Source organism: Paraburkholderia tropica (assembly GCF_014171495.1).
GTDB lineage: Bacteria > Pseudomonadota > Gammaproteobacteria > Burkholderiales > Burkholderiaceae > Paraburkholderia > Paraburkholderia tropica.
Window position 1 is genome coordinate 1,952,628 of sequence record NZ_CP049134.1, and the last position, 22,495, is coordinate 1,975,122.

Annotated in this window: 22 protein-coding genes and 1 pseudogene; 12 read left to right on the top strand and 11 right to left on the bottom strand. The window is 66.5% G+C overall.

Annotated elements, in window-relative coordinates:
• Nucleotides 1-26: 26 nt before the first annotated feature.
• Nucleotides 27-950, bottom strand: a complete 924-nt coding sequence (locus G5S35_RS08830) for a LysR family transcriptional regulator (RefSeq protein ID WP_065061223.1) — start codon at nucleotides 948-950, stop codon at nucleotides 27-29.
• 439 nt (nucleotides 951-1,389) lie between these two features.
• On the opposite strand from G5S35_RS08830, the pseudogene G5S35_RS08835 reads away from it, so the two are divergent.
• Nucleotides 1,390-1,785, top strand: a pseudogene (locus G5S35_RS08835) (transposase); the annotation flags it as partial.
• A 354-nt stretch (nucleotides 1,786-2,139) separates the two neighbouring features.
• Nucleotides 2,140-2,439: a hypothetical protein gene (locus G5S35_RS08840; RefSeq protein ID WP_065061222.1), complete on the top strand. Its 300-nt coding sequence runs from the start codon at nucleotides 2,140-2,142 to the stop codon at nucleotides 2,437-2,439.
• 298 nt (nucleotides 2,440-2,737) lie between these two features.
• Here G5S35_RS08840 and G5S35_RS08845 read toward each other — a convergent pair whose 3' ends face one another.
• Complete coding sequence (locus G5S35_RS08845; RefSeq protein ID WP_065061221.1) at nucleotides 2,738-3,055, bottom strand: hypothetical protein; 318 nt, start codon at nucleotides 3,053-3,055, stop codon at nucleotides 2,738-2,740.
• A gap of 315 nt (nucleotides 3,056-3,370) precedes the next feature.
• Here G5S35_RS08845 and G5S35_RS08850 point away from each other — a divergent pair, with 315 nt between their 5' ends.
• The 3 genes from G5S35_RS08850 (at nucleotide 3,371) to G5S35_RS08860 (ending at nucleotide 5,036) form a co-directional block, all read left to right on the top strand.
• Nucleotides 3,371-4,069: a YdcF family protein gene (locus G5S35_RS08850; protein ID WP_074986303.1), complete on the top strand. Its 699-nt coding sequence runs from the start codon at nucleotides 3,371-3,373 to the stop codon at nucleotides 4,067-4,069.
• 171 nt (nucleotides 4,070-4,240) lie between these two features.
• On the top strand, nucleotides 4,241-4,477 hold the full coding sequence (locus G5S35_RS08855) for a hypothetical protein (protein WP_183038215.1): 237 nt from the start codon (nucleotides 4,241-4,243) through the stop codon (nucleotides 4,475-4,477).
• 298 nt (nucleotides 4,478-4,775) lie between these two features.
• Nucleotides 4,776-5,036 (top strand): DNA-binding protein, encoded by a 261-nt coding sequence (locus G5S35_RS08860; RefSeq protein ID WP_065061250.1) that lies wholly within the window; start codon nucleotides 4,776-4,778, stop codon nucleotides 5,034-5,036.
• Nucleotides 5,037-5,146: 110 nt separating this feature from the next.
• On the opposite strand, the gene arfB is transcribed toward G5S35_RS08860, so the two are convergent.
• A complete protein-coding gene (arfB, locus tag G5S35_RS08865; RefSeq protein WP_183038216.1) occupies nucleotides 5,147-5,551 on the bottom strand; it encodes an alternative ribosome rescue aminoacyl-tRNA hydrolase ArfB in 405 nt (134 codons plus the stop codon).
• A gap of 200 nt (nucleotides 5,552-5,751) precedes the next feature.
• Between arfB and G5S35_RS08870 the strand changes: the two genes are divergently transcribed.
• Both G5S35_RS08870 and G5S35_RS08875 read left to right on the top strand, forming a co-directional pair.
• A complete protein-coding gene (locus G5S35_RS08870; RefSeq protein ID WP_065061217.1) occupies nucleotides 5,752-6,405 on the top strand; it encodes a VC0807 family protein in 654 nt (217 codons plus the stop codon).
• A gap of 181 nt (nucleotides 6,406-6,586) precedes the next feature.
• Nucleotides 6,587-9,040: an FUSC family protein gene (locus tag G5S35_RS08875; protein ID WP_183038217.1), complete on the top strand. Its 2,454-nt coding sequence runs from the start codon at nucleotides 6,587-6,589 to the stop codon at nucleotides 9,038-9,040.
• 22 nt (nucleotides 9,041-9,062) lie between these two features.
• On the opposite strand, the gene G5S35_RS08880 is transcribed toward G5S35_RS08875, so the two are convergent.
• Nucleotides 9,063-9,257 carry a hypothetical protein gene (locus G5S35_RS08880; RefSeq protein ID WP_183038218.1) on the bottom strand — a complete coding sequence of 65 codons (195 nt, stop codon included), beginning with the start codon at nucleotides 9,255-9,257 and terminating at the stop codon, nucleotides 9,063-9,065.
• 120 nt (nucleotides 9,258-9,377) lie between these two features.
• Nucleotides 9,378-9,836, bottom strand: a complete 459-nt coding sequence (locus G5S35_RS08885; RefSeq protein ID WP_167371424.1) for an Lrp/AsnC family transcriptional regulator — start codon at nucleotides 9,834-9,836, stop codon at nucleotides 9,378-9,380.
• A 129-nt stretch (nucleotides 9,837-9,965) separates the two neighbouring features.
• On the opposite strand from G5S35_RS08885, the gene G5S35_RS08890 reads away from it, so the two are divergent.
• On the top strand, nucleotides 9,966-10,592 hold the full coding sequence (locus G5S35_RS08890; RefSeq protein WP_110329344.1) for a cysteine dioxygenase family protein: 627 nt from the start codon (nucleotides 9,966-9,968) through the stop codon (nucleotides 10,590-10,592).
• A 9-nt stretch (nucleotides 10,593-10,601) separates the two neighbouring features.
• On the opposite strand, the gene G5S35_RS08895 is transcribed toward G5S35_RS08890, so the two are convergent.
• From G5S35_RS08895 to G5S35_RS08915, 5 genes are all read right to left on the bottom strand, one after another.
• Entirely contained in the window at nucleotides 10,602-13,304 is a 2,703-nt protein-coding gene (locus tag G5S35_RS08895; RefSeq protein ID WP_408583666.1) for a mechanosensitive ion channel domain-containing protein, read from the bottom strand.
• A gap of 117 nt (nucleotides 13,305-13,421) precedes the next feature.
• A complete protein-coding gene (locus G5S35_RS08900; protein ID WP_124260809.1) occupies nucleotides 13,422-14,063 on the bottom strand; it encodes an NAD(P)-dependent oxidoreductase in 642 nt (213 codons plus the stop codon).
• Between the two features lie 130 nt (nucleotides 14,064-14,193).
• On the bottom strand, nucleotides 14,194-14,661 hold the full coding sequence (locus tag G5S35_RS08905) for an Rrf2 family transcriptional regulator (RefSeq protein ID WP_074986307.1): 468 nt from the start codon (nucleotides 14,659-14,661) through the stop codon (nucleotides 14,194-14,196).
• A gap of 98 nt (nucleotides 14,662-14,759) precedes the next feature.
• On the bottom strand, nucleotides 14,760-15,356 hold the full coding sequence (locus tag G5S35_RS08910) for a hypothetical protein (RefSeq protein WP_074986309.1): 597 nt from the start codon (nucleotides 15,354-15,356) through the stop codon (nucleotides 14,760-14,762).
• 2 nt (nucleotides 15,357-15,358) lie between these two features.
• Nucleotides 15,359-15,898 carry a GNAT family N-acetyltransferase gene (locus tag G5S35_RS08915; protein WP_080180547.1) on the bottom strand — a complete coding sequence of 180 codons (540 nt, stop codon included), beginning with the start codon at nucleotides 15,896-15,898 and terminating at the stop codon, nucleotides 15,359-15,361.
• An 86-nt stretch (nucleotides 15,899-15,984) separates the two neighbouring features.
• On the opposite strand from G5S35_RS08915, the gene G5S35_RS08920 reads away from it, so the two are divergent.
• Nucleotides 15,985-16,566, top strand: a complete 582-nt coding sequence (locus G5S35_RS08920; RefSeq protein ID WP_074986311.1) for a DJ-1/PfpI family protein — start codon at nucleotides 15,985-15,987, stop codon at nucleotides 16,564-16,566.
• 88 nt (nucleotides 16,567-16,654) lie between these two features.
• Nucleotides 16,655-16,981: a hypothetical protein gene (locus G5S35_RS08925; RefSeq protein WP_065061208.1), complete on the top strand. Its 327-nt coding sequence runs from the start codon at nucleotides 16,655-16,657 to the stop codon at nucleotides 16,979-16,981.
• Between the two features lie 44 nt (nucleotides 16,982-17,025).
• Here G5S35_RS08925 and G5S35_RS08930 read toward each other — a convergent pair whose 3' ends face one another.
• Nucleotides 17,026-18,780, bottom strand: a complete 1,755-nt coding sequence (locus G5S35_RS08930; RefSeq protein WP_110329347.1) for a sensor histidine kinase — start codon at nucleotides 18,778-18,780, stop codon at nucleotides 17,026-17,028.
• Nucleotides 18,781-19,219: 439 nt separating this feature from the next.
• On the opposite strand from G5S35_RS08930, the gene G5S35_RS08935 reads away from it, so the two are divergent.
• Both G5S35_RS08935 and G5S35_RS08940 read left to right on the top strand, forming a co-directional pair.
• Nucleotides 19,220-20,422 (top strand): ammonium transporter, encoded by a 1,203-nt coding sequence (locus G5S35_RS08935; RefSeq protein ID WP_065061207.1) that lies wholly within the window; start codon nucleotides 19,220-19,222, stop codon nucleotides 20,420-20,422.
• 917 nt (nucleotides 20,423-21,339) lie between these two features.
• Nucleotides 21,340-22,230, top strand: coding sequence for an IclR family transcriptional regulator (locus tag G5S35_RS08940; protein WP_080180549.1), 891 nt, complete (start codon nucleotides 21,340-21,342; stop codon nucleotides 22,228-22,230).
• Nucleotides 22,231-22,495 lie beyond the last annotated feature (265 nt).

Sequence of the window (22,495 nt, forward strand, 5' to 3'; positions counted from 1 at the left end):
ATCTATGCCCGTCTCTATCCCCGCCGCTATCCCGCCCCGCGCGACGCCTCCGGGCGGGCATCGAGTTCGCGGATCAGCGTCCAGACCGCCTCGGCGGCCGGCGACAGCGAACGCTCGCGCCGCCGCACGAGTTCGACGGTGCGCTCGGCGCGCGGCACGAGCGGGCGCGCCACCAGCGACGATCCCGAAGGCACCGGCAGCGCGAGCCACGGCAGCACGCTCACGCCCACGCCGGCCTCGACGAGGCCGAACACCGTCGCCGGATGGCCGAGTTCCTGCACGACGCGCGCGTGCACGCCCTGCTCGCGCATCACCGCGTCGATCAGCGGCCGGCTGCCGGACGCATGATCGAGCATCACGAGCCGCTCGCCGTCGAGCGCCTGCCAGCTCACCGCGTCGCGCTGTGCGAGCGCATGATCGTCGCGCACCACGACGCAGAACGAGTCGGTCGTCAGCAGCTCGGTTTCCAGATCGTCGGCGACCGGCTGGGCGCCGAGCGGCCCGATGATCACGCCGAAATCCACCTCGCCCGAGCGCACCTTGCGCACCACGTCGCTCTGCACGTCGTCGCGCAGGCCCAGCGTCACATACGGAAACCGCCGCCCGCACGCCGCCACCACCTCGGGCATCAGGCGGCACGCGACCGTCGGGCTCGCGGCCACCACCACGCGGCCGCGCCGCTGCTCGCCAATTTCGCGGATCTCGCGCAGCGCGTCGTCGAGGTCGCCGATCAGACGCGGAATGCTCGCGATCAGATTCGCGCCGACATCGGTGAGCTGCACCTCGCGCGTCGTGCGATCGACGAGCTTCACGCCCATCTCCGCTTCCAGCTCACGCACGCAGCGGCTCACCGCCGACTGCGTCAGGCCGATTTCATCCCCCGCGCGGCTGAAGCTGTGCAGGCGCGCGACTTCGATAAACACCCGCAACTGCCGCAACGTCACATTCATCTACCCGCCTCATTAATTGTTCGTATTCATGCAATTTTATGACAGCTTTGGCGAGGCGCGCCGATCGTTACCGTCGCGTGAATCTCACAGCCCATTATTCGACGCAGTGCAGCAATCGGCCTGGATCGCACGCCTGGAGGGCCTGTTTGCACAAGATTGGTGATTCTCCCGATTTCCCGACGATGCGTTTTCGAGTCTCATACGCCCCTGGCAAGCACCCGCGCGGGCTTGATGCCACGCGGCTTCGAGACGAAAGCGTGCGAGCTGGCACGCTTCTCGCATTAAGGCAGACACAGGATCGGCGGACGGTCCGTCGCTTTTCGAGATTAGCCCGTCCACAACCGATTCCGCCTGGTACTCCGCCAACCGGCCGGAAGTACATGAAGAGTGCGCAGCGCGGGGCAGCGCACCGGAGATAGCTTCGCTGAGGTGAAACATGATGCTGTTCGACGATTTGAGAGACAACGAGTGGGCGCTGGTCGAGGCATTGTTCTGTGCAGAACCGGCACGTAGCGAACGACGCGGACGGCCTCGCGTCGAGGCGCGTGCAGTGGTCAACGCAGTGCTGTGGGTGCTGTCGACCGGTGAAGGCTGGTCCAAGCTGCCGGGCCGCTACCCCTCGCCGCCTACCTGCCGCCGCCGTTTCGACGAGTGGCAAGCCGACGGCACGCTCGCCGAGATCGTGAAGCGCCTCGGCACGAGCGGTCGCGAAATTTCGCTGCGCGGACGCATTGGCGCCACCGCCACGAAGCCGCCGGCACCGCCGAGCCGCGATCGTCTGCGCGGCGCGTTCTGGACCAACCCGGAGTCGTGGCGCGCGCCCGTCAAGATGGCTTGAGCGCGCGCTGAGCCGCCCGCCTGCCGGAACCTGACCGGCACGACCTCCCGCTTTCTGCCGCCGGACGCCTCGCGCGTCCGGCGATTCATCCGCAACGGCGCCTGCCGCGGACTCCCTTCCTGAAACGCGACGTCGCGACTGCATCGAACCTGTTCGCTGCGGTGGATCGCGCTCGTCCCTCGCCTGCTTCGACGATCAACGCGCTCTCACGCACCCTCACGCGCCTTGCACGCCCGAAATCGGTGCGCGCGAAACATCTCTTTACCAATATTTACAGCGCGCTTTCGCCTCTGACGGTAGCGTAGGAGCATGTCTACAAACGTCAACAGCCCGTTCTGACGGGAGGCTGCCATGAAATCCATGATTCTGCGCAATCGGGGCGTCATGGTTTCGCTGTCCGCCCTTGCTCTGCTCGCGCCGCTGGTATCGACGACGCTCTCGTTGACCGCCACGGCCCAGCCACCGCGTCCCGGCGAAGCCAGTTGGGGGATCTCGCGCACCGGCGCACACGCCTGGCCGCCGGAAGCCGGCGGCGTGCCCGAACGCGTCAACGAACCTGTTCCGCGCGGCGACCTGCGCGGCGATATTGCCGACAACGCCCGCCGCAGCGGTCCGTCGCGTCCGGCGCAGGGCGGCGATTCGCGTCGCTGACGCATACCGCTGAGCGCATCGCTGAGCGGCATGCGAGCCCGACCGGAAGCGCGCAACAGCATTTCGCGCACCCGGCGCGCAAAGCTCGCGCGAAACAGGGAACCTCTTGTGCCCAAAACCGGTCTACTCCCATGCCATTAAGCACAGCGTGGCAGCAGTAATTCCGGTAAGCCCGTATCTTTCGATGCGGGCTTTTTTTTGGCTGGGTAAAAACGGGAACGCGGATGACGGCGACTGGCCTGTGCCGCAGTCGCGCCCGAGCGGGCAGGCAGCGTTGCCCGAAGGCGTGCGCCCGTGGCTAGGAACGCACTTCGGCCGCGGACGATTGCGGCGCGCTTTCGTCGACGTAATCGGCCATGCGCTGATCGGTCCAGTGGAGCGTGCGCTCGTCGCGGGCGAGGCGCGCGAATTCGGCGCGACCGCGGTCGGTCAGCACGGCGATATCGACGGGAGCGTGAAAACCGGGCGCCGGCGCGACGGTGCGCTGCCTGACGGTATCCATGAGACCGAGGTTGCGCAGATATTGAAAGACTTCAGGACGGCGCGCCCACGGGACCTGCCGATACTGCACCCGCCGCAGCGCTTCGAGTACTGCTTCGTTGGAATACGTGGTCATCTCACTTCTTTCTTAAAATGCAGTCCTGCGGCAATCCCGCCTGCTGCGGCGCGAAACAGGCGCGCTGCGAGGCGTGGAGCCGCGCGCGCCGCCGTGCCTTGCGCCGTGGCACGGACTGCAGGTTATTCGGGGCCCCGCGGAAAGCCTCAGCCGTACTTGCGGCCCGAAGCCCGCTGGCCCTCGCTTCCGGCGTGCCTGACGCGGCTGCCGCTGTCGCGGCGCACGCGCGCAATGCACGCTTCATCCCGAAAACAATACGTTACCTCATTCAAATTGATACTAATCGGATTATTTTTCCTGGTCATTGCGCTATTCGTGCTGTGGCGCAACGGACGCCGACTTGTCGCAGGCGTCGCGATTGTCCTGTTCGGACTCCTCGCGACCGGCTGGCTTGCGCTACCGCTCGTCGACCTGGCGCAGCCCTCGTCCTATCGTACTCCCTACGATCCGGCCGCGACGCCGCTTGAGGCATTCGGCGCGCGCACCGCGATCGTCATGCTCGGCGGCGGCACCGAAACCGGCGACGACGGCACGCTCGTGCCCAAGCACGACGTCTACGCGCGCATCGCGCTCGCCGCCTCGCTCGACGCGCGTTGCCGGGTCGCCGGACGCGTCTGCCGTGTGATCGTGAGCGGCGGCAATCCGCAACATCACGCCGCCAGCGAAGCCGACACCTACGCGCCCCTGCTGCTGCGCGCCGGCGTGCCGCCCGCCGACCTCGTGCTGGAAAACCGCAGCCTGACGACCTGGGAGAACGCCCGCAACGTCGCGCCGATCGTGCACGCCGAGCGCGCAGATACGCTCTTCCTTGTAACCTCCGCTTATCACATGCCGCGCGCGATGCTCGATTTCCACCGCTTCGAGATGGAGCCTGCGCCGGCCGTCTCCAGCGTGCGTCATGTGCGCGCGGGCATCCAGCCGCGCCTGACGAATCTTCAGGACGCGGAAGTCGCGCTGCACGAATTGATTGGGATTGCGCAGTTTTATGTCTATCGGATGATCGGCTGGTTCTAGCGCGTGGCCGCGTCGCGAAGGCCATGCGGCGGCAAGTGCAACATTGTGTAACAGATGCGCGCACGCTTTATGCGATGTCATCTGAAGCGACAACTTCGTCGTTAGAATGACATGCCAATCCTGCTCGGCAGGCTCCGGCTGGGTCCATAAACCACTCCTTTGGAGGTCGTGATGAAAAAAGTGTCCCTCGCAGTCCTGGTTTCGCTGTCCGCGCTGACGGGCGCCGCCTACGCACAAACGGAGAACGGCATCACGATGAGCACGGACCCCGCCCGGGCCTCGGACGTCGAGCAACGCGCGCAAGATCTGCAGTCGCGCCAGCAGGCCGCGGCCCAGTCGGAGTCCGAAGCGCCGATGAAGCACCACAAGAGGGGTGCGCATCCGCATCACAAGAAGCCGGCGCAGTAATGCGCAAGGCGGCCCGCGCCAGCGCATAGTCAGGCGCCGGATTGGCGGAAGCCCTCGCGGGCAGATCGCCCGGCTGCGCATGGGTGCTCTGCGCGACACGCTGCCGGGCGATTACCAGAATGCGCGGTGCGCGGGCCGCCAGCCAGACATATCGAGCCGAAGCCGGTCATCCGGCCTCGGCTTTTTTCATGGGACGAACGCCAATCGGCCTGCGAACCGGCCCGCGCGCGGGTTATGCTAAAGTCGCGCACCTCGAATTCACCCACTGTTAGTGCGCCCCACGCGCGGAGAAAAAACGATGAGCAACATCCAGCTCGACATCGAATGGACCGAAGCGGCATCCCGCAAGATCGAAAAGCTGATGCCGCGCGGCAAAGGCACCGAGGCGTTCCTCGCGCTGCCCCCGATCGAATGCATGCCGATGGAAGGCGACGTGCTGTTCCTCGGCCCGGAAGGCAAGCAGCAGCCGTTTATCGTTGCCGAACGTCAGTATCACCATGAAGGCGACGCCGACTGGACCATCGTCCTGATCCTCGACGTGCCCAGCACGGCACACTGATCGCCGGTCCGGCTGGTCCAGACGCTCGACGGGCGGCCCTTTGCGGCCGCCCGTTTCGTTTTCAGGCTCTACGTTTTCGCCCTGTGAGCGCTGACGCCTAAGAGCGCGCCTCACTCCTGCACGCGCCGCCGCCCTTCCTTGACGTCGCCTCGACGCGACTTGCCGTCGAGGCGACGCTGCTTCGAGGCGCGCGTGGGCCGCGTCGCCACCCGTGCCTTGCGCGTGACGCTCACACTGTCGATGAGCGCTTCGAGCCGCTCGAGCGCGGCTGCGCGGTTCTGCTCCTCGGTGCGGAATTCCTGAGATTTGATGACGACCACGCCCTCGTGCGTGACGCGCCGATCCGAGATCGCGAGCAGGCGCATCTTGAGCACGTCGGGCAGCGACGAGGCGCGGATGTCGAAACGCAGGTGAATCGCGCTCGACACCTTGTTCACGTTCTGGCCGCCCGCGCCCTGCGCCCGGACGGCGGTGAGTTCGATTTCGTGGAGCGGGACAGGCGGACGCGGAAACATGGCAAGTCGGTCAAGGATCAGCCCGCCAGTTTCGCATACGCGGGCGCACGCGATGCGATCCCGCGCAACCCCGAGCCCTGCACTGCCCGCGTCAGGCACACGATATGCGGCCCGCCAAACCGATGTCGGTGCGGCACGCGTTGCCGATCACCGGACATTTGCCGCATACTTTCCGCAACCCTCCAAGGAGCACGCACCTCATGAAGCTGCGTCCAGCATTCGTCGCCGAACTGGCGGTCAATCTGCTGCTGCCCTGGGTCGCTTACCGGCTCGCCCAACCGTACTGGGGCGAAATCGGCGGCCTGATAGCCTCAGCCATTCCCCCGCTCGCCTGGAGCGCCGTCGAACTCGTCCGCTTCCGGCGTATCGACGCACTCTCGGCCGTCATCCTGCTCGGCATTGTCCTCTCGCTCGCGGCCATGGCCTTCGGCGGCGGCACGCGTGCGCTGCTGATGCGCGAAAGCCTTGCCTCGGGCGCGATCGGCGTGGCCTTCCTCGGTTCGCTGTTCGCACGGCGCCCGCTGGTGTTCTATCTGACGCGCGCCACGGTCGCGCGCGAAACGCGCGAAGGCGTCGCGCGGCTCGAACTGCTGTGGAGCGAAAACCGCAGCTTCGGTGCCGCAATGCGTCTGCTCACGCTCGTCTGGGGCGCGGGCCTGTGCGCCGACGCGGCGCTGCGCACGTACCTCGCGGCGACCTGGCCAATCGAGCGCTTCCTGGTGGTCTCGCCGATCCTCGGCTACGTGGTGTTCGGCCTGCTGCTCGCGTGGACCTTCTGGTATCGCACGCGCATGCGCCGTATCCGCGGCACGCATGGACTGCTCGGCGATGCGTCGAGTCTGAGCGTCGATTAGTCTGCGTCCGCGTCTGCGCCGCTCGTCGGCCACGCCTCGTTCGACGCGCCCGCCCGTCGAGGCGCGCGTCCGCGTCGCGGGAAAGCCCGCATACAGAGACGGGCAGATCGCGCCCGAAATCCGATAAACTCAGCGCCACAGTCCGCGGCGCCCAGCCGCATTCGAACACCACCGGCAGTCGATGCGCTACTCCGTAGAAATCAGGAAATTCCTCTATAGCCAGTACTTCTACGGCGGTCTGCGCATCGCGGTCGGCATTTCGCTGCCGGCCATCCTGTGCCTGTTCGTTCTCGACAAGAGCGACCTCGGCTTCACGATTTCGACCGGCGCGCTCGGCGCCTGCGTGGTCGACATGCCCGGCCCGCTCAAGTACAAGCGCAACGAGATGCTCGCGTGCAGCGTGATCGGTTTTCTGTCCGCGTACGCTACGGGGCTCGCCACCTTCAGCCCGATCGCGCTCTGGGCCACGGTCGTGCCGCTCACCTTCGTGCTCTCGCTGATCGTGGTCTACGGCAATCGCTGGCCGCAGATCAGCTTCGCCACGCTGTTCATGATGGTGATGACGCTCGAGGAGCACTTCACGCCGCATCAGGCGCTCATCAACGCGCTGTGGATTCTGCTGGGCGGCCTCTGGTACACGGGCTGGTCCACGCTCGTCAGCAGGCTCATGCTCGATCGCATCGAGCAGCAGGCGCTCGCCGAAAGCGTGTTCGCCTGCGCCGACTATCTGCTCGCGCGCGCGCAGTTCTACGACCTCGACAACGATCTCGACGAGTGCTATCGCAATCTCGTCGCCAAGCAGATCGCGGCGGTCGAGCGCCAGGACGCGGCGCGCGACATCGTCCTGCGCAACCTGCCCAAGCTACGCAGCGGAAGGATCGACGCGCGCCGGGCGATGCACTTCAACCTCTTCATCAACACGGTCGATCTGCACGAGCTGTTCGTGGGCGCGCACACCGATTACCCGCTCGTGCGCAACACCTTCGGCGGCTCCGATCTGCTGGTGTTCTATCGCGACTTGATCCGCAAGGCCGCCGCCGATCTCGAAGACATCGGCCTCGCGGTGCTGCAGAACGAAGCGCCGCGCGCGAACGTCAACGTGAAGGCCGAACTGCGCGCGATCGAATACGAACTCGAACTGCTCAAGAAGCGCGATCTGCCCGCGAAAGATCCCGAAGCATACGCGGCGATCTCGGCCTCGTTCCGCCGCATCTGGAGCGCCACGCGCCTGATCGACCGCATGCGCCGCAGCCTCGCGAGCGAAGTGCCGACCACCGAAACCGAAGTGCGGATCGACGAGGCGCTCACGCGTTTCGTGACGAACCGGCGCGTCTCGTGGCTGCAGATCTTCTCGAATCTGACGATGGCGTCGCCGAGCTTTCGCCATGCGCTGCGCGTGACGATCGCCGTGGCCGTGGGCTTCTGGCTCGGCCGCCTGCTGCCGCTCACGAACGCGTACTGGATCGTGATGACGAGCATCATCATTCTGAAACCCGGCTACTCGCTCACGCGCCAGCGCAACGCGCAGCGTATCGTCGGCACGCTGATCGGCTGCGTGGCCAGCATCGCGCTGATCCTGCTCGTGAAGCAGCCGCTCGTGCTGCTCGTTTCGATGTTCGCGGCGATGGTGATGAGCTACAGCCTGCTGCTGTTCAACTACACGGCGAGCGTGGTCTTCACCTCGGCTTATGTGCTGCTGATGTTCCATCTGCTCGCGCCGGGCAGCATGCGCATCATCGGCGAACGCGCCATCGACACGGTGGTGGGCTGCATGATCGCAATCGGCGCGAGCCATCTGTTCCCGTACTGGGAATATCGCCTGATGGGCAAGCTCGTGCACGACATGATCGCGGCAACGCGCGGCTATCTCGAAGCCAGCTGGTGGCGCAGCGCGCGCAAGACTGCGCCACAGCCGGCCTTCGCGGGCGGCATGCTGACGGAGGCGTCGGCGCGCGTGGCGTCGGTCGCGACGGGCGGCAATGCGGCGGGCGCGGCCAACTCGCAAGCCTCCGAAGCGCTCGTGCTGGACGCCGACGACGCGTCCACCGCCAGCCAGCCTGTGGCCGCAGTGGGCGCGAAGGCCGCCGCGCAAAGCACCCAGACGTCGACAGCCGCGGCCGCCGTGCCCGCCCTCGCGCGCGACTTCCGTTACCGGCTCGCGCGCAAGAACGTGCACGTGGCGTTTGCGAATCTCGGCCAGGCGTTTCAGCGCATGATGCTCGAACCGAAGTCGGCGCAGAAGTTCGTGCCCGAACTCAACGACCTACTGGTGCGCAGCCACGAACTGGCCTCGCAGATCACGGCCACCGCCCCGCTGTTGCGCAGCACCGCGAATCTCGAAGCGGATGCGGCAGAAAACGTGAAGCTCGACGCGCTGGAACGCACGTTCGACTGCGTGCGCGAGAATCTCGTGGCTACCGAGGCGGGCACGGCCGTCCCCGAGGATCAGCTCGATATTTCAAAGCGCATGACGCGCGAACTCGACACCATGGTGGTCGACGCGGAGCGCGCGCTCGGCCCGGCCGCCGAACTCGTGCAGGATCTGAAGCTGCTCGCGCATCAAGGCAAGCAGATGCTCGCGGCGTCATGGCTGATCCGGCGCGACGCGAGCCTGATCCATCTGCCGGAGGCGTAAAACGGTTTTACCGCGCTTGGCGTTACTGCGTGGCGCTGCTCGCCTGCGAGGCAGTCGCGCTGGTGGCCGCGTGGCTCGCCTGCGCGCCGACGGTCTCGTCGTATTCGCGCTTGCTGCGCAGCGCATTGAACAGCACGGTGCCGATCACGAACAGCACCACCACCACGATCAGGACACCTACACCCAACGTGGGGTTCTTCTTGCGCGGCTCGTTCATGTAGCGTGCCCTGCCCGATGAGGTAAGGAAGAAGGAAGGGGCATTCTACGCCGCCGCGCCTTGCAGACGGCTTGCGACGCGGATGACGACCGGCACGACACGCGCAATGCTCGAACGCGTTCAGGTTCCGCGCACCGGCAACGCCGTCGAATACTTGATCTGCTCCATCGCGAAACTCGAACTCACGTCGAACAGCGGCACGGCGCGAATCAACTGCTTGTAGATGCGATCGAAATCGTCGATATCGGACACCACCACGCGCAGCAGGTAATCGGTCTCGCCGCTCATGCGGTACACCTCGACGATCTCGGGAAAATCCTGCACCGCGCGCGTGAAGTCCTGCGCCCACGCCTCGGTGTGCTGGTTGGTGCGCACGGCGACGAACACCGTCGTGCCAACGCCCAGCTTCTTCGGATCGCACAGCGCCACTTGCGCGCGGATCACGCCGGTTTCCTTGAGGCGCTGCACGCGTTTCCAGCACGGCGTCTGCGAGAGATTGACGCGCTGCGCCAGTTCGGCGACCGGCATGGTGGCATCCTGTTGCAGCAGCTCCACCAGCTTTTTGTCGATGATATCCATTCCCACCTACCCCGTCGTATAGAAATTTCTTCTATCTTACGCCGCAATGGGGAAAAAGAACGGAAACTCTTTCTCGGTGCCAATCGGTATAACTCTGTTGACGAGAACCACGCGACACGAGGCCCGCCGATGAATGCTCCCTTCGACCCCGCGCTGCTGGACGCCGCCCACGCCGATCACGCCGCGGCCGTCGCGCGCCTGTGCCGCGCGCTGGACGATGCGTTCGACGCCAGCGCCCATGCCCTCGATGCCGACGAGGCGAGCCACAGCAATCCCTCGCGCTGCGCGGCATTCGCGCAAGGCGTGCGCTTCGCGCTCGCCCAGGCGCTGGCCGACGCCGCGCTCGTCGCACCCGCGCAGCGCCTGCCCGCCGCAGGCACCGACATCGACACCTATCGCCGCCACCTGATCGCCGCCGATCCGCGCGGCCGTTATACGGTCGCCGCGCTGGTCTGGCAGCCGGGTCATGCGAGCCCGGTGCATGCGCATCACACGTGGTGCGGCTACGCCGTGCTCGACGGCACGCTCACCGAAACGCTCTACGACTGGAACGAGTCGCGCGGCGTCGCCGAAATCCGGCGCGCGCAGCAACGGACAACCGGCGCAATTGCGTTCGGCGGCCCCGGACGCAAGAACGTGCATCGACTCGCCAACGACAGCGCGGCGCAGACGGTTTCGCTGCATGTGTACGGGGTTGCGGCCGCGCGGATCGCGACGCACGTCAACGACGTGTTGTCGTTCGCGCTCGCGGTCTGACTGGCCGTTTCAGTTGCGTCCGGCGGTGGGAATCTGCGGCGGCGCGCCTTCGGGGCTGCCGGTCGGCGGCGGCGCGGGACGCGGTTCGTGCGAGGCGTCGCGCGTCACGCCGCGCGTCGCGATATCGCTGGCTGCCGCGGCTTGTTTCGATTCCGCCTCGGCGCGAGCGTGCGCTTCGTCCGGCATCTGCGGCGCGCCGTGCTCGTCGTGCTCCGCTGCGGTTTCGGGGCCGTCGCCCGGATCGCCGGCATCGCGCGCATCCTCGCCGCGCGGCGACATATGCACCTGCATCTGCGGCACTGGCATCTCGATACCCGCTTCGTCCATATGCCGCTTCAACCGCGCGTTGAACGCGCGCGCCACGCTCCACTGCTGCAACGGCCGCGTCTTGATCTGCCCTTTCACGACCATCCAGTTCGGATCGAAACGATCGAGGCCCCACACTTCCACGGGCCCGAGAATCTCGCGCCGATAGCGGAAATCCGCGACCAGCTCCGCGCCGGTTTCGCGGATCATGCGCGTGACCGTATCGAGATCGACGGAAAACGGCACGCGCACCTCGAACACCGCGAACGCAAAATCGCGCGACAGATTCTTGACGATCTTGATCTGCGAAAACGGGATCGCGTGAATCGCGCCCTGCCCGTCGCGCAGCCGCACGGTGCGAATCGACAGATGCTCGACGGTGCCCGCATGGCCGTTGTCGAGATCGATCCAGTCGCCCACCGAAATCGTCTCTTCGATGATGATGAACAGCCCCGTGATCAGGTCGGTCACGAGCGATTGCGCGCCGAAGCCGATCGCCAGACCGATCACGCCCGCACCGGCCAGCAGTGGCGTCACGTTGATGCCGAGATTCGCCGCCGTAACGATGCCCGCGATCGTGAGTATCGTCACGAGCAACGCGTTGCGCACCAGCGGCAGCATGGTGCGCGCACGCGTGCTGGGCGCGCGGCCCTTGGTGCGCGGGCCGCTCGGATTGAGCGCTTCGAGAATCGCCGTATCGAGCACGATCCAGACGAGCCACGCGAGAAACACGGTGAAGATAATCGCGAAGATCGCGTGGGCGATGCCGCGCGCGGCCACGTTCGCCTCGATGATCGCCGCGAGCGACACGTCCCAGAGGCGCGCGCACGACTCGAAATACGCGAGCCAGACGAACAGCACCAGCAGCGTGCCCGCGAAACGCAGCAGCCGGCGCAGATACGGCGAACGCCGCCGCACGCGCGTGAGGTCGGGCCGCGTGATGCGGAACACCACCGCCGAGAGGAAGAACGCGAGCACCAGCAGCAGCGCGGTGACGACAGAGATTTGCAGCACGTTTTCGTGACTGCTGATGCCGCCGAGCGTCGCCACGATCGAGGCCGCCGCGAGCAACAGCATCGGCAGCTGCCAGAGCGAGGCGAGCACGTCGAAGACTTCGGTCAGCGCCTTGTGGTCCTGACGCAGCTGATAACTGCGGTTGCGGATCAGATGCGCGACGGGTCGCCGGAAGCCGATCGCGAACACCGCCGTGAGGACGGCCGCCGTCATGTTCGCGCAGGTGGAGACGAGCGCGGCGAGATTGACGCCCAGTTCGCTCGCGACTTCGTAATTGGTGGCCGCGTCGCCGAGCGCGGCGAGCACGCCGATCGCCCACAGCAGCCGGCGCGCCTCGTGGATCAGCACGTTGACGGCCACGCGCCGATGCCCCGCGCCGAACAGCGAGAACATGATCAGACAGATCGACGAGAACACCGCGCCCGCGACGATCGCATAGGCGATCACCACGCCGATCGTGCGCCCGAGCGCCTGCGGCAGCGCACGCTCGACGATCAGCGCGCCGATGAACGCGACGATCCACGGCGCGACGCGATGCAGCACGAACACCAGCAGATCGATGGTGCTCGGATTAGGCCGCAGGCCCACCCGCACGGAAAAGCGGCGCAGCATGCGGCGTTCGAGCCAGCGCAGCGTCGCGGCGCACACGCCCCAGCCGAGCAGCATCGCCGCCATGTCGAAGAGAATGCGGCCGAGCGTCTCGCCCTCGCCGCCCGAGGCGATCGTGTACAGCTCGATGCCGGCGGCGTTGAAGCGGCCCGCCCAGTAATGCAGCGGGCTGGGGCCGCGGCGCGCGTCGGCTTCCACCGAGGCGAGGCCGGAGGCGATCGCGCCGAGCAGCCCGGACGCGTTCGCCGCCGCGCCCGAAGCGGGCGCAGGCGCGACGTTCTCGGACGCTGAACGCAGTTTCTTGAGCTGCGAGAGGAGCGCGTTGCGCTGCTTGTCGCTGTCGAGCGTGCTGATGACGCTGTCGAGCGAACGCGTGAACTCCGCCTGGCTCGCGGGCGACGGCGCCGACGCGGCGTCGGCGGCGGACGCGCCCGACGCAGTCGCGGGCGCGCCGGTAATGAGGCTTTGCAGCGCGGGGAGCACCGGCACGGCGGCCGGAGCGGCCGGCGCAGCGGGTGCAGCCGCTGCCGCTCCGGCGGCGAATGCGGGCGCGCACAGGCCGAGGCCGAGCCCCAGCGCGCTCACCAGCATGATGCCGATGACAAAGCGAATGCAGCGCGTCCACAGACCGCGCAGGTCGCGCGGGTCGCGCCGCGCGCCGACCGGTGCGAGTAAATGCGCGAGCGGGAAAGCCCAAAACAGAGCCAGCACGGAACCCGACGCGGACGGCCGCACGCGTTGCGGCGTCCCGCCCGCGTCGTCCCGTCCGAAGCATGGATTCATGGCGAAGGGGCGAAATCAGGACGCTCCAGTGTAGCCGCAGACGCCGCGGCCACGCCTCACGCGTGCGTAACAGAATGCAAGCGGGAGAAGGCAAGCGCGGCTCCACGCTGCGCCGCATCAATACGCGACCGTCGCGATCTGGCGCACGAAGTGCGCGTGCTCCAGTTCGTTCACGAAAGCGATGGCGTAATCCTCGGCGGAAATGCGGCTGTCACCCTTCGCGTCGGCGATCAGCGTGTTCGTGCCCGTGCGGAACGCGCCGGTACGCTCGCCCGGGGCGATCAGCGCGGCGGGCGCGAAGAAGGTCCAGTCGAGATCCGTCACCGTGCGGTAAAAAGCGAGTGCCTCGCGGTGCGCGAGCGCGATCGGCTTGTAGGCGTCCGGGAAGCCGTCCGTATCCACCAGTTGCTTGCCGGGCGCGACTTCGAGCGAGCCCGCGCCGCCCACCACCACGAGGCGCGTCAAGCCCGCGGCGCGCGTGCCGTCGACCAGTGCGCGGCTTGCGACCTGCAGATCGCCCAGTTGGCCCGACGGCGGCGCATAGGCGCTCGCCACCACGTCATGACCGCGCACCGCCGCCACGCTCGCGGCATCGAGCAGATCGGCCTTCGCGGCCTGTACGTTCGGGCCGGCGATGACGCGCTCAGGCTGGCGCACCAGCGCACTGACCTGATGGCCACGGCGTGCCGCTTCGGCGGCGATGCGCGAACCCACCATGCCGGTGGCGCCAAAAAGCGCGATTTTCAGGGATTGGCTCATGTTCGACTCCTGTCTGAAGTTAAGGCATTTATGTAACTAATTTAGTTACAGTTTTGGGGCTAAAAAACGGGGCTAAGCCCCGTCGGGTGAAATCCTGTCGCGTGCTGCGCGGCCCCGCTTTCCCGCCCGATCACGCCCGGCGCGGCACCTTCGGCGCACGCGTGCGTTCGAGCTTGCGCTCGTTGCGCTGCATGTCCTCGACCACGTCGGTGAGCGTGCGCGCCGCCAGCGAGGCTTCCATCGCGCGCTGCGCATCGTCGATCACGCCACGCAGCGACTGCTGGATATGCCGCCCCACCATGCAGGCCGGATTTGGCTCCTCGCGGTGCATCGCGAAAAGCTGCGCGTCGTCGACCGCGTGATAGATCTCGAGCAGCGTGATCGTACGCGGCTCGCGCGCCAGCAACGCCCCGCCGCCCGCGCCCAGCTGCGACGTGGTGAGCCCGGCGTTGGCCAGCATCGTCAGCAAACGGCGGATCAGCGCGGGATTCGTGTTCACGCTGCCCGCGATCATCTCCGAGGACAAGGGCTCGCCTTCCTGCAACGCCAGCAGCGCGAGCACGTGAACGGCGAACGCAAAACGGCTACTCGTATTCACAGCGAAGCGGCCGCAGCGCGTGCGGCAAGATAAAGTGTAACCATAATAATTACATTAATTCCGTTCGTCAAACGACGCGATGCGCCTGCTGCCCCGCGTCACTGGCTGGCGCCCGTCGACGAGCCCGCCGCCGCGCCGCTCGCGGCCCAGCGTTGCAGCGAATGGCCGGCGATCGAGAGACCCGTGCCGGTGGCCGCCGCCGCGTCGCCGAGCATCGCGTGCGCGGCGCTCGCCGCCTCGCGCCACTGGCCGCGCGCCTGAGACGCGAGTTCGGCGCTGGAGTCGCTGGCATTCTGGGCGATGGAGGCGCTCGCGTCGCTGGCGCGGTCGGCCTGCGACTGTATGTGCGAGTCGATGGTCGCCTGGGTCTGCGACGCCGCGTGATCGAGCTGACGCTGCGCGGAATCGAGTTGCTGATTCACGAAACTCGCCGCATGGCCGAGCGCCTGCGCGGCTTGCGCCTGCGCCTGGCTCGCCGCGGCCTGCACGGCTTGCTGCGCGGCGTCGGCGGACTTGTTGGCAAGATCGGACGCCGTCTGATCGTGTTTTTCGCAGCCCGCCAGCAGCGCGCAGACGAGCGCCGGCGCGAGGGCCATGCGTGCCACACGCGCAAGGGACGCAAGCGAGGCGTCGGCGTGCTGCGACAGGTCCTTCGCTACGTGCTTCGATACCCGCTTCGATACCTTCAAATACATGGTCATCCTGAAAAAGACACCGCACGCAGCGGCTTGCAAAGATGAAAACGCGGCAATGATACGCTGCCACGCCGCACCCGTTCTTCTGCAACGAGAGAAAAACCCGCGCGCTCGAACACGGGCCGCGCGAGCGCGCTGGCGTCGGTGTCGAGCGTGCTCGCCTCGGCCTCGCGCGCCAATGCCTCCAGCCGCGCGATCAGCGCCGACGCCAGCCCGCGCCGCGTCCATCCGGGCGCGACGTAGAGCATCTCCACATGGTCGACCGGAAAGAGCTGCGCGAACGCCACCGGCGCGCCCGCGTAATCGGCGATCAGCGTCACGCCGCGCGCCAGGCGCGCGTCGAACTCCGACAGATTGTCGGCGCTTGTCGACCAGGCGGCACGCTGCGGTGCGTCATAGTGCGACGCCGCCAGTTCATTGACGGCGGCGCGGAACACCGCGGCGAGCGACGCCGCGTCGCGGCCCGGCTCGTAGGTGCGCCAGCCGATGTCGGCGAAGGTGGGCGTGCCCGGCGCGCCGGGCTGTGCGAAATCGTCAAACATGCTGGAGTAGACTGCGTGAGACCCGTTTATGTTCCACGCTTGGCGTTTCACGTGCGCAAACCGCAACCCCACCGAGGAGGCAAGCCATGGCAGTCAAGAAGATCCTGTTTCTCACCGGCGATTTCGCCGAGGACTATGAAACGATGGTGCCGTTCCAGGCGCTGCTCGCGATCGGCCATCAGGTCGATGCCGTGTGTCCCGGCAAGAAGGCCGGCGAGCGCATCAAGACGGCGATCCACGACTTCGAGGGCGACCAGACCTACACCGAAAAGCCAGGCCATCAGTTCGCGCTGAATGCGAGCTTCGACGAAATCGATCCCCAGCACTACGACGCGCTCGCCATCGCCGGCGGACGCGCGCCCGAGTATCTGCGGCTGAATCCGAAAGTCATTGAAATCGTGCAGTACTTCGCGGGCGCGAACAAGCCGATCGCGGCCATCTGCCATGCGGCGCAGTTGCTGGCCGCCGCCGAGGTGATCCGCGGCAAGCGCATTTCGGCCTATCCGGCCTGCGCGCCCGAAGTGCGGCTCGCGGGCGGCGAATATGCCGATATCGCCATCGATTCCGCCGTGACCGACGCGCCCTTCGTGACCGCCCCGGCCTGGCCCGCGCATCCGGAATGGCTGCGCCAGTTCCTCGTGCTGCTGGGCACGCGCATCGAGCCCTAACTTATCTCGTTCGCCTGTTTAGGACCGGTCTGATGGTTTTTGTGCCAGGCACTCCCGACAATCCAGGATGGATTGCGGGAGTGCATCGATGGACCTGACAGACTGGATTGTGTTGCTCGTGATCGCCTTGATGGCGATCGCTTTCTTTTGCCGCCGCGCGCACCGTCGCGGCACGGCCGCCGAACGCGCCCGCCATCTGCGCGGCACGCGCATGTTGATCCAGGCCGCCATCGCGCTCTGGGGTGCGCTGCTCATGCTCGAACGCGCTTTCGTCTCTCCCGCCGGCATGCCGTTCGGCACATCGCTGAGCACGCACGCCGTGCTGGGCGTCGTCGTCGTGCTGGCCGTGGCGGGCTGTCTCTGGTCGATACGCGGTCACCAACTGCTCAAGACCCGGCGGATTTTCGCGTGCTGATTGCTTGACGTGCATCAACGCGTTACCGTTCTTCCCACCTCACGTCACACACCCGCCGCATCCGGCGGTCCGCCTGCCACGGCCAGCTTGCCCGTCGCCTTGAGCGCGCCCGGGCGCGCCGGCGGCTGCCCTTCGGCGCTCTCGTCGCCGCCGCGCAATTCCCGTTCATGCGCGGCCAGCAGCGCCGCCGCGTCGCCGGGCGCGGGCGGCACGACCGCCAGCGCATCGGGCAACGACAGATAGAACGTCGTGCCCTCGCCTTCCACCGACTCCACCCACACGCGCCCGCCGTGCCGCTCGACCATGCGGCGCACCAGCGCGAGTCCGATGCCCTCGCCCGGCGCAACGTTGCCGTGCATGCGCTGGAACGCCTGAAACAGCCGCGGCAGCGCCACTTCGGGAATGCCGAGACCGTTGTCGCGGACGTAGAAGATGTGCAGCGATTCGACGCCTGGCGGCGCATCGGCCGCGCCGATCTCCACGCGCCCTTCGCGCGCCGGATCGAGATAATTGAGCGCATTGCCGATCAGGTTCGCGAACACCTGCTCCAGCGCGGTCGGATCGCCCCAAACGGCGGGCAGCATGCGCACGCTCACCTGGGCGTTACGCGCGCGCACCGACGCGTGCATGGCGTCGACCACGCGCTGCACCAGCTCCTGCACGTTCACGCGCTGACGCCGGTACTCCACGCGCCCCACGCGCGCGAGTCGCAGCAGCGCGTCGATGATGTGCGAGGCGCGCAGCACGGCTGTCTGCAAATAGCGCAGCGCCTCGCCGATATCCTCGTTGATGATGCGCTCGACGCGTTCGCGCGCTTCGGCCGTCAGCGACGAATGCGCGACGCGGTCGCGCAGATCGTCGCAGGCGTGATGCAGCTCGCGCGAAAAGCCTTGCAGGTTGACCAGCGGCGCACGCAGATCGTGCGACACGCTATGGATGAACATCTCGTTTTCCTGCGTCTGCTGGCGCAGGTTTTCGTTAATGCGCGCCAGTTGCTCGGCGCGCCGCGCGAGATCGGCCTGGAAACCCACGCGCAGGCGTTCGGCTTCGACGAGCCGCTGGCTGATCTGATGCAGCGTCAGGTCGAGCTGGGCGATCTCGTCGTTGCCGCTCGTAAGCGGCGCGAGCGGCTCGTTGCCCGCGAGGCGCCCGGCATTGTCGGAGAGCGCGTCGAGCCGTCCGCGCACGCCGCGCGTGAACAGCCACACCGAGATCCCCACCAGCAGGATCGAGCCGATCACCGCCGTCACCACCAGCGACTCCTGCTGGGCGCGCGCCTGCTCGGCCGCCGTCACGCGCATCACGTCGAGACGGCGCTCCTCGGTCTGGAACGCGGAGACCTGGGTGCGCACGCGGTCGAGCACGTCGTAGTCGGTGAAGGTGCGAAAGCGCTCGACGAGATCGGCGCGACGGCCCGAATGCAGCAGATCCTGGATCCGGTCCGACCATTGCCGGTAGCTCTGCACGGTCTGGCGGATCTGCACCGCGCGCTCGACCTGGGGAGGATTGTCGGCGACCAGCTCGGCGAGCCGGTCGATACGGCGGTCGACGTCCATCCACAACGAGACCGGCGTGCTGAAGCTCACGTCGTTGGTTGCGACCGCGCCGCGCAGCCGCACCGACTCGACCAGCACCGGCTCCAGCACGCGGGACGCCTGCGCCAGCACGGCCTGACTATGCTGGCCCCAGCGCTCGGCGCCTTCCGCGTCCGCCTCGGCCTTCACGATGGCCGACAGCAGCGTCAGCTCGAAAACGGCGGGAATCGCGATCAGCAACAGCCCTTTGGTGGTGAGGCGCATTGTGTGGCGGCCTGGAGCGTGTGAACGGCTACGGTTCTTGATCCGCTCATTATGTCGGCGTTTGCGCCCCCAGTGCGGCGGAAATGCGCTGCGGCCGCCATTTTCCGGTTCGCTCCCGCCATCGAGGCGAACATTTCTAAATGCCGACAAATCGTTGATTCAGAAAGCGAAAACAAATAAATCGCCCTAAACTGGCGCGCACGCTCACCAACTTCGCGCGCGAGCACTGCTTTTGTGCCACCGGATCGTGCATGCGCCATGCGGCGGGCCCATCGTGCCCCGTTCTGACGCTCATCCAGCGCGGCGAGCGGGGCCGCGCCGGTGCATGCGCGCACCGCTTCAATGCCTCGCGCGAGCGTGCTTTCACCAGTTTGGCGCGAAGCTGGCCCACATCTTGCTCATAACGCGCTCCTATTTTGGGCAAACGCAGGACGCAAGGATGGACACTCTCAAGACCGGTACCGACACGCTCTTTCTGCTGCTGGGCGCCGCCATGGTGCTCGCGATGCACGCAGGATTCGCGTTCCTCGAACTCGGCACGGTGCGCAAGAAGAATCAGGTCAACGCGCTCGTGAAGATCCTCGTCGACTTCTCGGTCTCGACGATCGCGTACTTCTTCATCGGCTACACGATCGCCTACGGTGTGCAGTTTTTCTCGCCGGCCGATCTGCTCGCCGAGCACAACGGCTATCAGCTGGTGCGCTTCTTCTTCCTGCTGACCTTCGCGGCGGCGATTCCGGCCATCGTGTCGGGCGGCATCGCGGAGCGCTCGAAGTTCAATCCGCAACTATTCGCCACATTCGTGATCGTCGGCTTCATCTATCCGTTCTTCGAAGGGATGGTGTGGAACAACCGGCTGCACTACCAGGACGCGATCACGCACGTGTTCGGCGTGCCGTTCCACGACTTCGCGGGCTCGGTCGTCGTGCACGCGTTCGGCGGCTGGGTCGCGCTGCCCGCCGTGATCCTGCTGGGCGCGCGCCATGGCCGCTACTCGCGCGACGGCCGCATCGCCGCGCATCCGCCCTCGAACATTCCGTTCCTTGCGCTGGGCGCGTGGGTGCTGGCCGTAGGCTGGTTCGGCTTCAACGTGATGAGCGCGCAGACCATCGACAAGATCAGCGGCCTCGTCGCCGTGAACTCGCTGATGGCGATGGTGGGCGGCACGCTCTCCGCGTGGCTCGCGGGCCGCAACGACCCGGGCTTCACCTATAACGGGCCGCTCGCCGGTCTCGTGGCTGTGTGCGCGGGCTCGGACATCATGCACCCGCTGGGCGCGCTCGCGACAGGCGCGGTGGCGGGCGTGCTGTTCGTCTATATGTTCACGTGCGTGCAGAACCGCTGGCGCATCGACGACGTGCTCGGCGTGTGGCCGCTGCACGGCCTGTGCGGCGCGTGGGGCGGGATCGCCGCGGGCATTTTCGGCGCGCGCTGGGCGGGCGGCATCGGCGGCGTGTCGCTGGGCGCGCAGATCGTCGGCACGCTGAGCGGAATCGTGATGGCCTCGCTCGGCGGCTTCGTCGTGTACGGCGCGCTGCGTGCGGTCGTGGGCCTGCGCATCGATCAGGAGGACGAGTACAACGGCGCGGACCTGTCGATCCACAAGATCACCGCGACGCCGGAGCGCGAGTCGGTGTCCTGATCGCGCACGATGTCACGCCGATGGCGTCGACAAAAGTGAAAAGGCCGGCGCAATGCCGGCCTTTTTTATTGCGCGAAACGCCGCACGCAAGCGTTTGAAAAACGGTTGCAGCGTGCTCGCGCGTAATCGCCCGTAACCGTTGAGCGCGCATCCATCGCGCGCTGCCCACACTGTGCGTCAACGCGAAACATGCGCACAGCGTTCCTGTTTTTCCGGCAGACTGATGCCGGACGTGCGCTAGCGCACAGCAAAAAAAAGCGTCACGTGTGAACGTGACGCTTTGAAAAGTTCTAGCCATTCCGAGGGCCGTGCTAGAACCTGAGAGCCGGTATTCGACAAGAACTGCGCAAGTACTGCGCAATTACCGCGCGACAAAAACAGCGAACGAGGACTGCGCTTGTCTGATCTTCATTCATCGCACATTGCACGCCGCAGCGACGCTCGCGCGGCGCGGACAATGGAGACGTTTATCAAGCCCGTTAATACGGTGCGCGGAGGTTTGTGCCCAGCCGCGAATTTATGCGAATTGCATAACCCGAGCGACATAAAAACCCCGCAAGGCCGCGGGGTTCTTTGCTCAGGCAAAAACGCGTTACCTGGCTTGCATCCAACCCGCCTTCGATTACCTGACATAACGTTTGCGCGCGCAAACGTCTCGAAGTCCTGTCGAAATCAGGTTCCATTTTTTATCCAGACGCTGACTAAGTCAAGCAAAATCTAACCAAAATACGCGAACTATCAAACCCCTCTTGCGCACGGCGAAATGCACCCGCCGTCAGCCGCTTTCCCCGATGTAGCCTGACTTTCGTCCGATGGATCGGTACTTCCGAGGCACAAAAATCGGGGTCGATTTAAGCGTTAAAACTCGCATCTCGCGCAAACAAAATTGAAATAGCGTTTCGGAAAATCCCACGCTCATGACCACCGCCCCCGATCACCGCGCTTCGCCCGACACGCCCCGCGACCGAGACGGCAGCGCCGAAGAAGTTACCGCGCTCGCGCGCGGTCTCGCCGTCCTGCGCGCCATCGCCGCCGCCGACACGGCGCTCGGCAATCGCGAACTGACCGAGCTCACCGGCATCCCGAAGGCGACGCTCTCGCGTCTGACCGGCACGCTCGTCTCCACCGGTTTCCTGGCGCGCCTGCCCGACAGCGAGCGCTTCGTGCTCACCTCGTCGGTCCTCGAACTCTCCAACGGCTTCCTGCGCAATTCCGACCTGCGCGCCCGCGCCCGGCCCTTCCTCACCCGCCTCGCCGAACGCACGGCGCTGTCGGTCCATCTGGCGGTGCGCGACCGCCTCGACATGGTCGTGATCGACGCCATCCGCCCGCGCTCGGCCGTGCTCGTCTCGCGGCTCGAAGTCGGCGCGCGTATCGACATGAGCCGCACCGCCGTGGGCCGCGCCTACCTCGTCTCGCTCGAAGCGGCCGAGTGCGCCGAACTCACCTCCGCCCTGCAGGCCGCCGCCGGCAACGACTGGGGTTTCGTCAGCAGCCGTCTCGACGCGGCGCTCGCCGAAACCGCCGAGCAAGGCTACGGCATGGCGATCGGCGAATGGTACGAAGGCCTCAACGCCATCGCCGGCACCTTCTTCGGCCCGGGCGGCGAGCTTTACGCAATCAACTGCGGCGGCGCCGCCCAGCAATGTCCGCGCGACTGGCTCGTCGCGCACGCGGTGCCGCTGTTGCGCGAATCCATCGAGCGCATTGTTGCCGAAATCGGCGGGACCGCCTGCCTGCCGCCCCCGCCTCACGTCACCGCGGCCTCGACGGCCGCCCCAGCCGCGAATCCCGGCCGCTCATCCTGACAGATAAATGACACAGCCGGTAACGTTCGTAACGTCTCGAAAGATACGGTACTGGACTGTAACGAAGGCAGCGACGTAGCATCATGCTTTTTGGCGGCGTAAGCCGTCTGTACGCCGTCGCACGCGCCGGCGCGGAATCAGCACGCATCGCGCGCCCAGCCGCGCTGGCCCGGGAATACAACCGCATCACGCCGCGATACTTCGCGCGACGTCAGGCCGACCGCGCCTCCCGCCAGCCATGCGCAGCACGCCAGCCAGCGCGGCG

Excerpts from the sequence above, each read along its gene's own strand:
- G5S35_RS08830 (WP_065061223.1), bottom strand. The coding sequence starts at position 950 with ATGAATGTGACGTTGCGGCAGTTGCGGGTGTTTATCGAAGTCGCGCGC.
- G5S35_RS08840 (WP_065061222.1), top strand. The coding sequence starts at position 2,140 with ATGAAATCCATGATTCTGCGCAATCGGGGCGTCATGGTTTCGCTGTCC.
- G5S35_RS08845 (WP_065061221.1), bottom strand. The coding sequence starts at position 3,055 with ATGACCACGTATTCCAACGAAGCAGTACTCGAAGCGCTGCGGCGGGTG.
- G5S35_RS08855 (WP_183038215.1), top strand. The coding sequence starts at position 4,241 with ATGAAAAAAGTGTCCCTCGCAGTCCTGGTTTCGCTGTCCGCGCTGACG.
- G5S35_RS08860 (WP_065061250.1), top strand. The coding sequence starts at position 4,776 with ATGAGCAACATCCAGCTCGACATCGAATGGACCGAAGCGGCATCCCGC.
- arfB (WP_183038216.1), bottom strand. The coding sequence starts at position 5,551 with ATGTTTCCGCGTCCGCCTGTCCCGCTCCACGAAATCGAACTCACCGCC.
- G5S35_RS08870 (WP_065061217.1), top strand. The coding sequence starts at position 5,752 with ATGAAGCTGCGTCCAGCATTCGTCGCCGAACTGGCGGTCAATCTGCTG.
- G5S35_RS08875 (WP_183038217.1), top strand. The coding sequence starts at position 6,587 with ATGCGCTACTCCGTAGAAATCAGGAAATTCCTCTATAGCCAGTACTTC.
- G5S35_RS08880 (WP_183038218.1), bottom strand. The coding sequence starts at position 9,257 with ATGAACGAGCCGCGCAAGAAGAACCCCACGTTGGGTGTAGGTGTCCTG.
- G5S35_RS08885 (WP_167371424.1), bottom strand. The coding sequence starts at position 9,836 with ATGGATATCATCGACAAAAAGCTGGTGGAGCTGCTGCAACAGGATGCC.
- G5S35_RS08890 (WP_110329344.1), top strand. The coding sequence starts at position 9,966 with ATGAATGCTCCCTTCGACCCCGCGCTGCTGGACGCCGCCCACGCCGAT.
- G5S35_RS08895 (WP_408583666.1), bottom strand. The coding sequence starts at position 13,304 with ATGAATCCATGCTTCGGACGGGACGACGCGGGCGGGACGCCGCAACGC.
- G5S35_RS08900 (WP_124260809.1), bottom strand. The coding sequence starts at position 14,063 with ATGAGCCAATCCCTGAAAATCGCGCTTTTTGGCGCCACCGGCATGGTG.
- G5S35_RS08910 (WP_074986309.1), bottom strand. The coding sequence starts at position 15,356 with ATGTATTTGAAGGTATCGAAGCGGGTATCGAAGCACGTAGCGAAGGAC.
- G5S35_RS08915 (WP_080180547.1), bottom strand. The coding sequence starts at position 15,898 with ATGTTTGACGATTTCGCACAGCCCGGCGCGCCGGGCACGCCCACCTTC.
- G5S35_RS08920 (WP_074986311.1), top strand. The coding sequence starts at position 15,985 with ATGGCAGTCAAGAAGATCCTGTTTCTCACCGGCGATTTCGCCGAGGAC.
- G5S35_RS08925 (WP_065061208.1), top strand. The coding sequence starts at position 16,655 with ATGGACCTGACAGACTGGATTGTGTTGCTCGTGATCGCCTTGATGGCG.
- G5S35_RS08930 (WP_110329347.1), bottom strand. The coding sequence starts at position 18,780 with ATGCGCCTCACCACCAAAGGGCTGTTGCTGATCGCGATTCCCGCCGTT.
- G5S35_RS08935 (WP_065061207.1), top strand. The coding sequence starts at position 19,220 with ATGGACACTCTCAAGACCGGTACCGACACGCTCTTTCTGCTGCTGGGC.
- G5S35_RS08940 (WP_080180549.1), top strand. The coding sequence starts at position 21,340 with ATGACCACCGCCCCCGATCACCGCGCTTCGCCCGACACGCCCCGCGAC.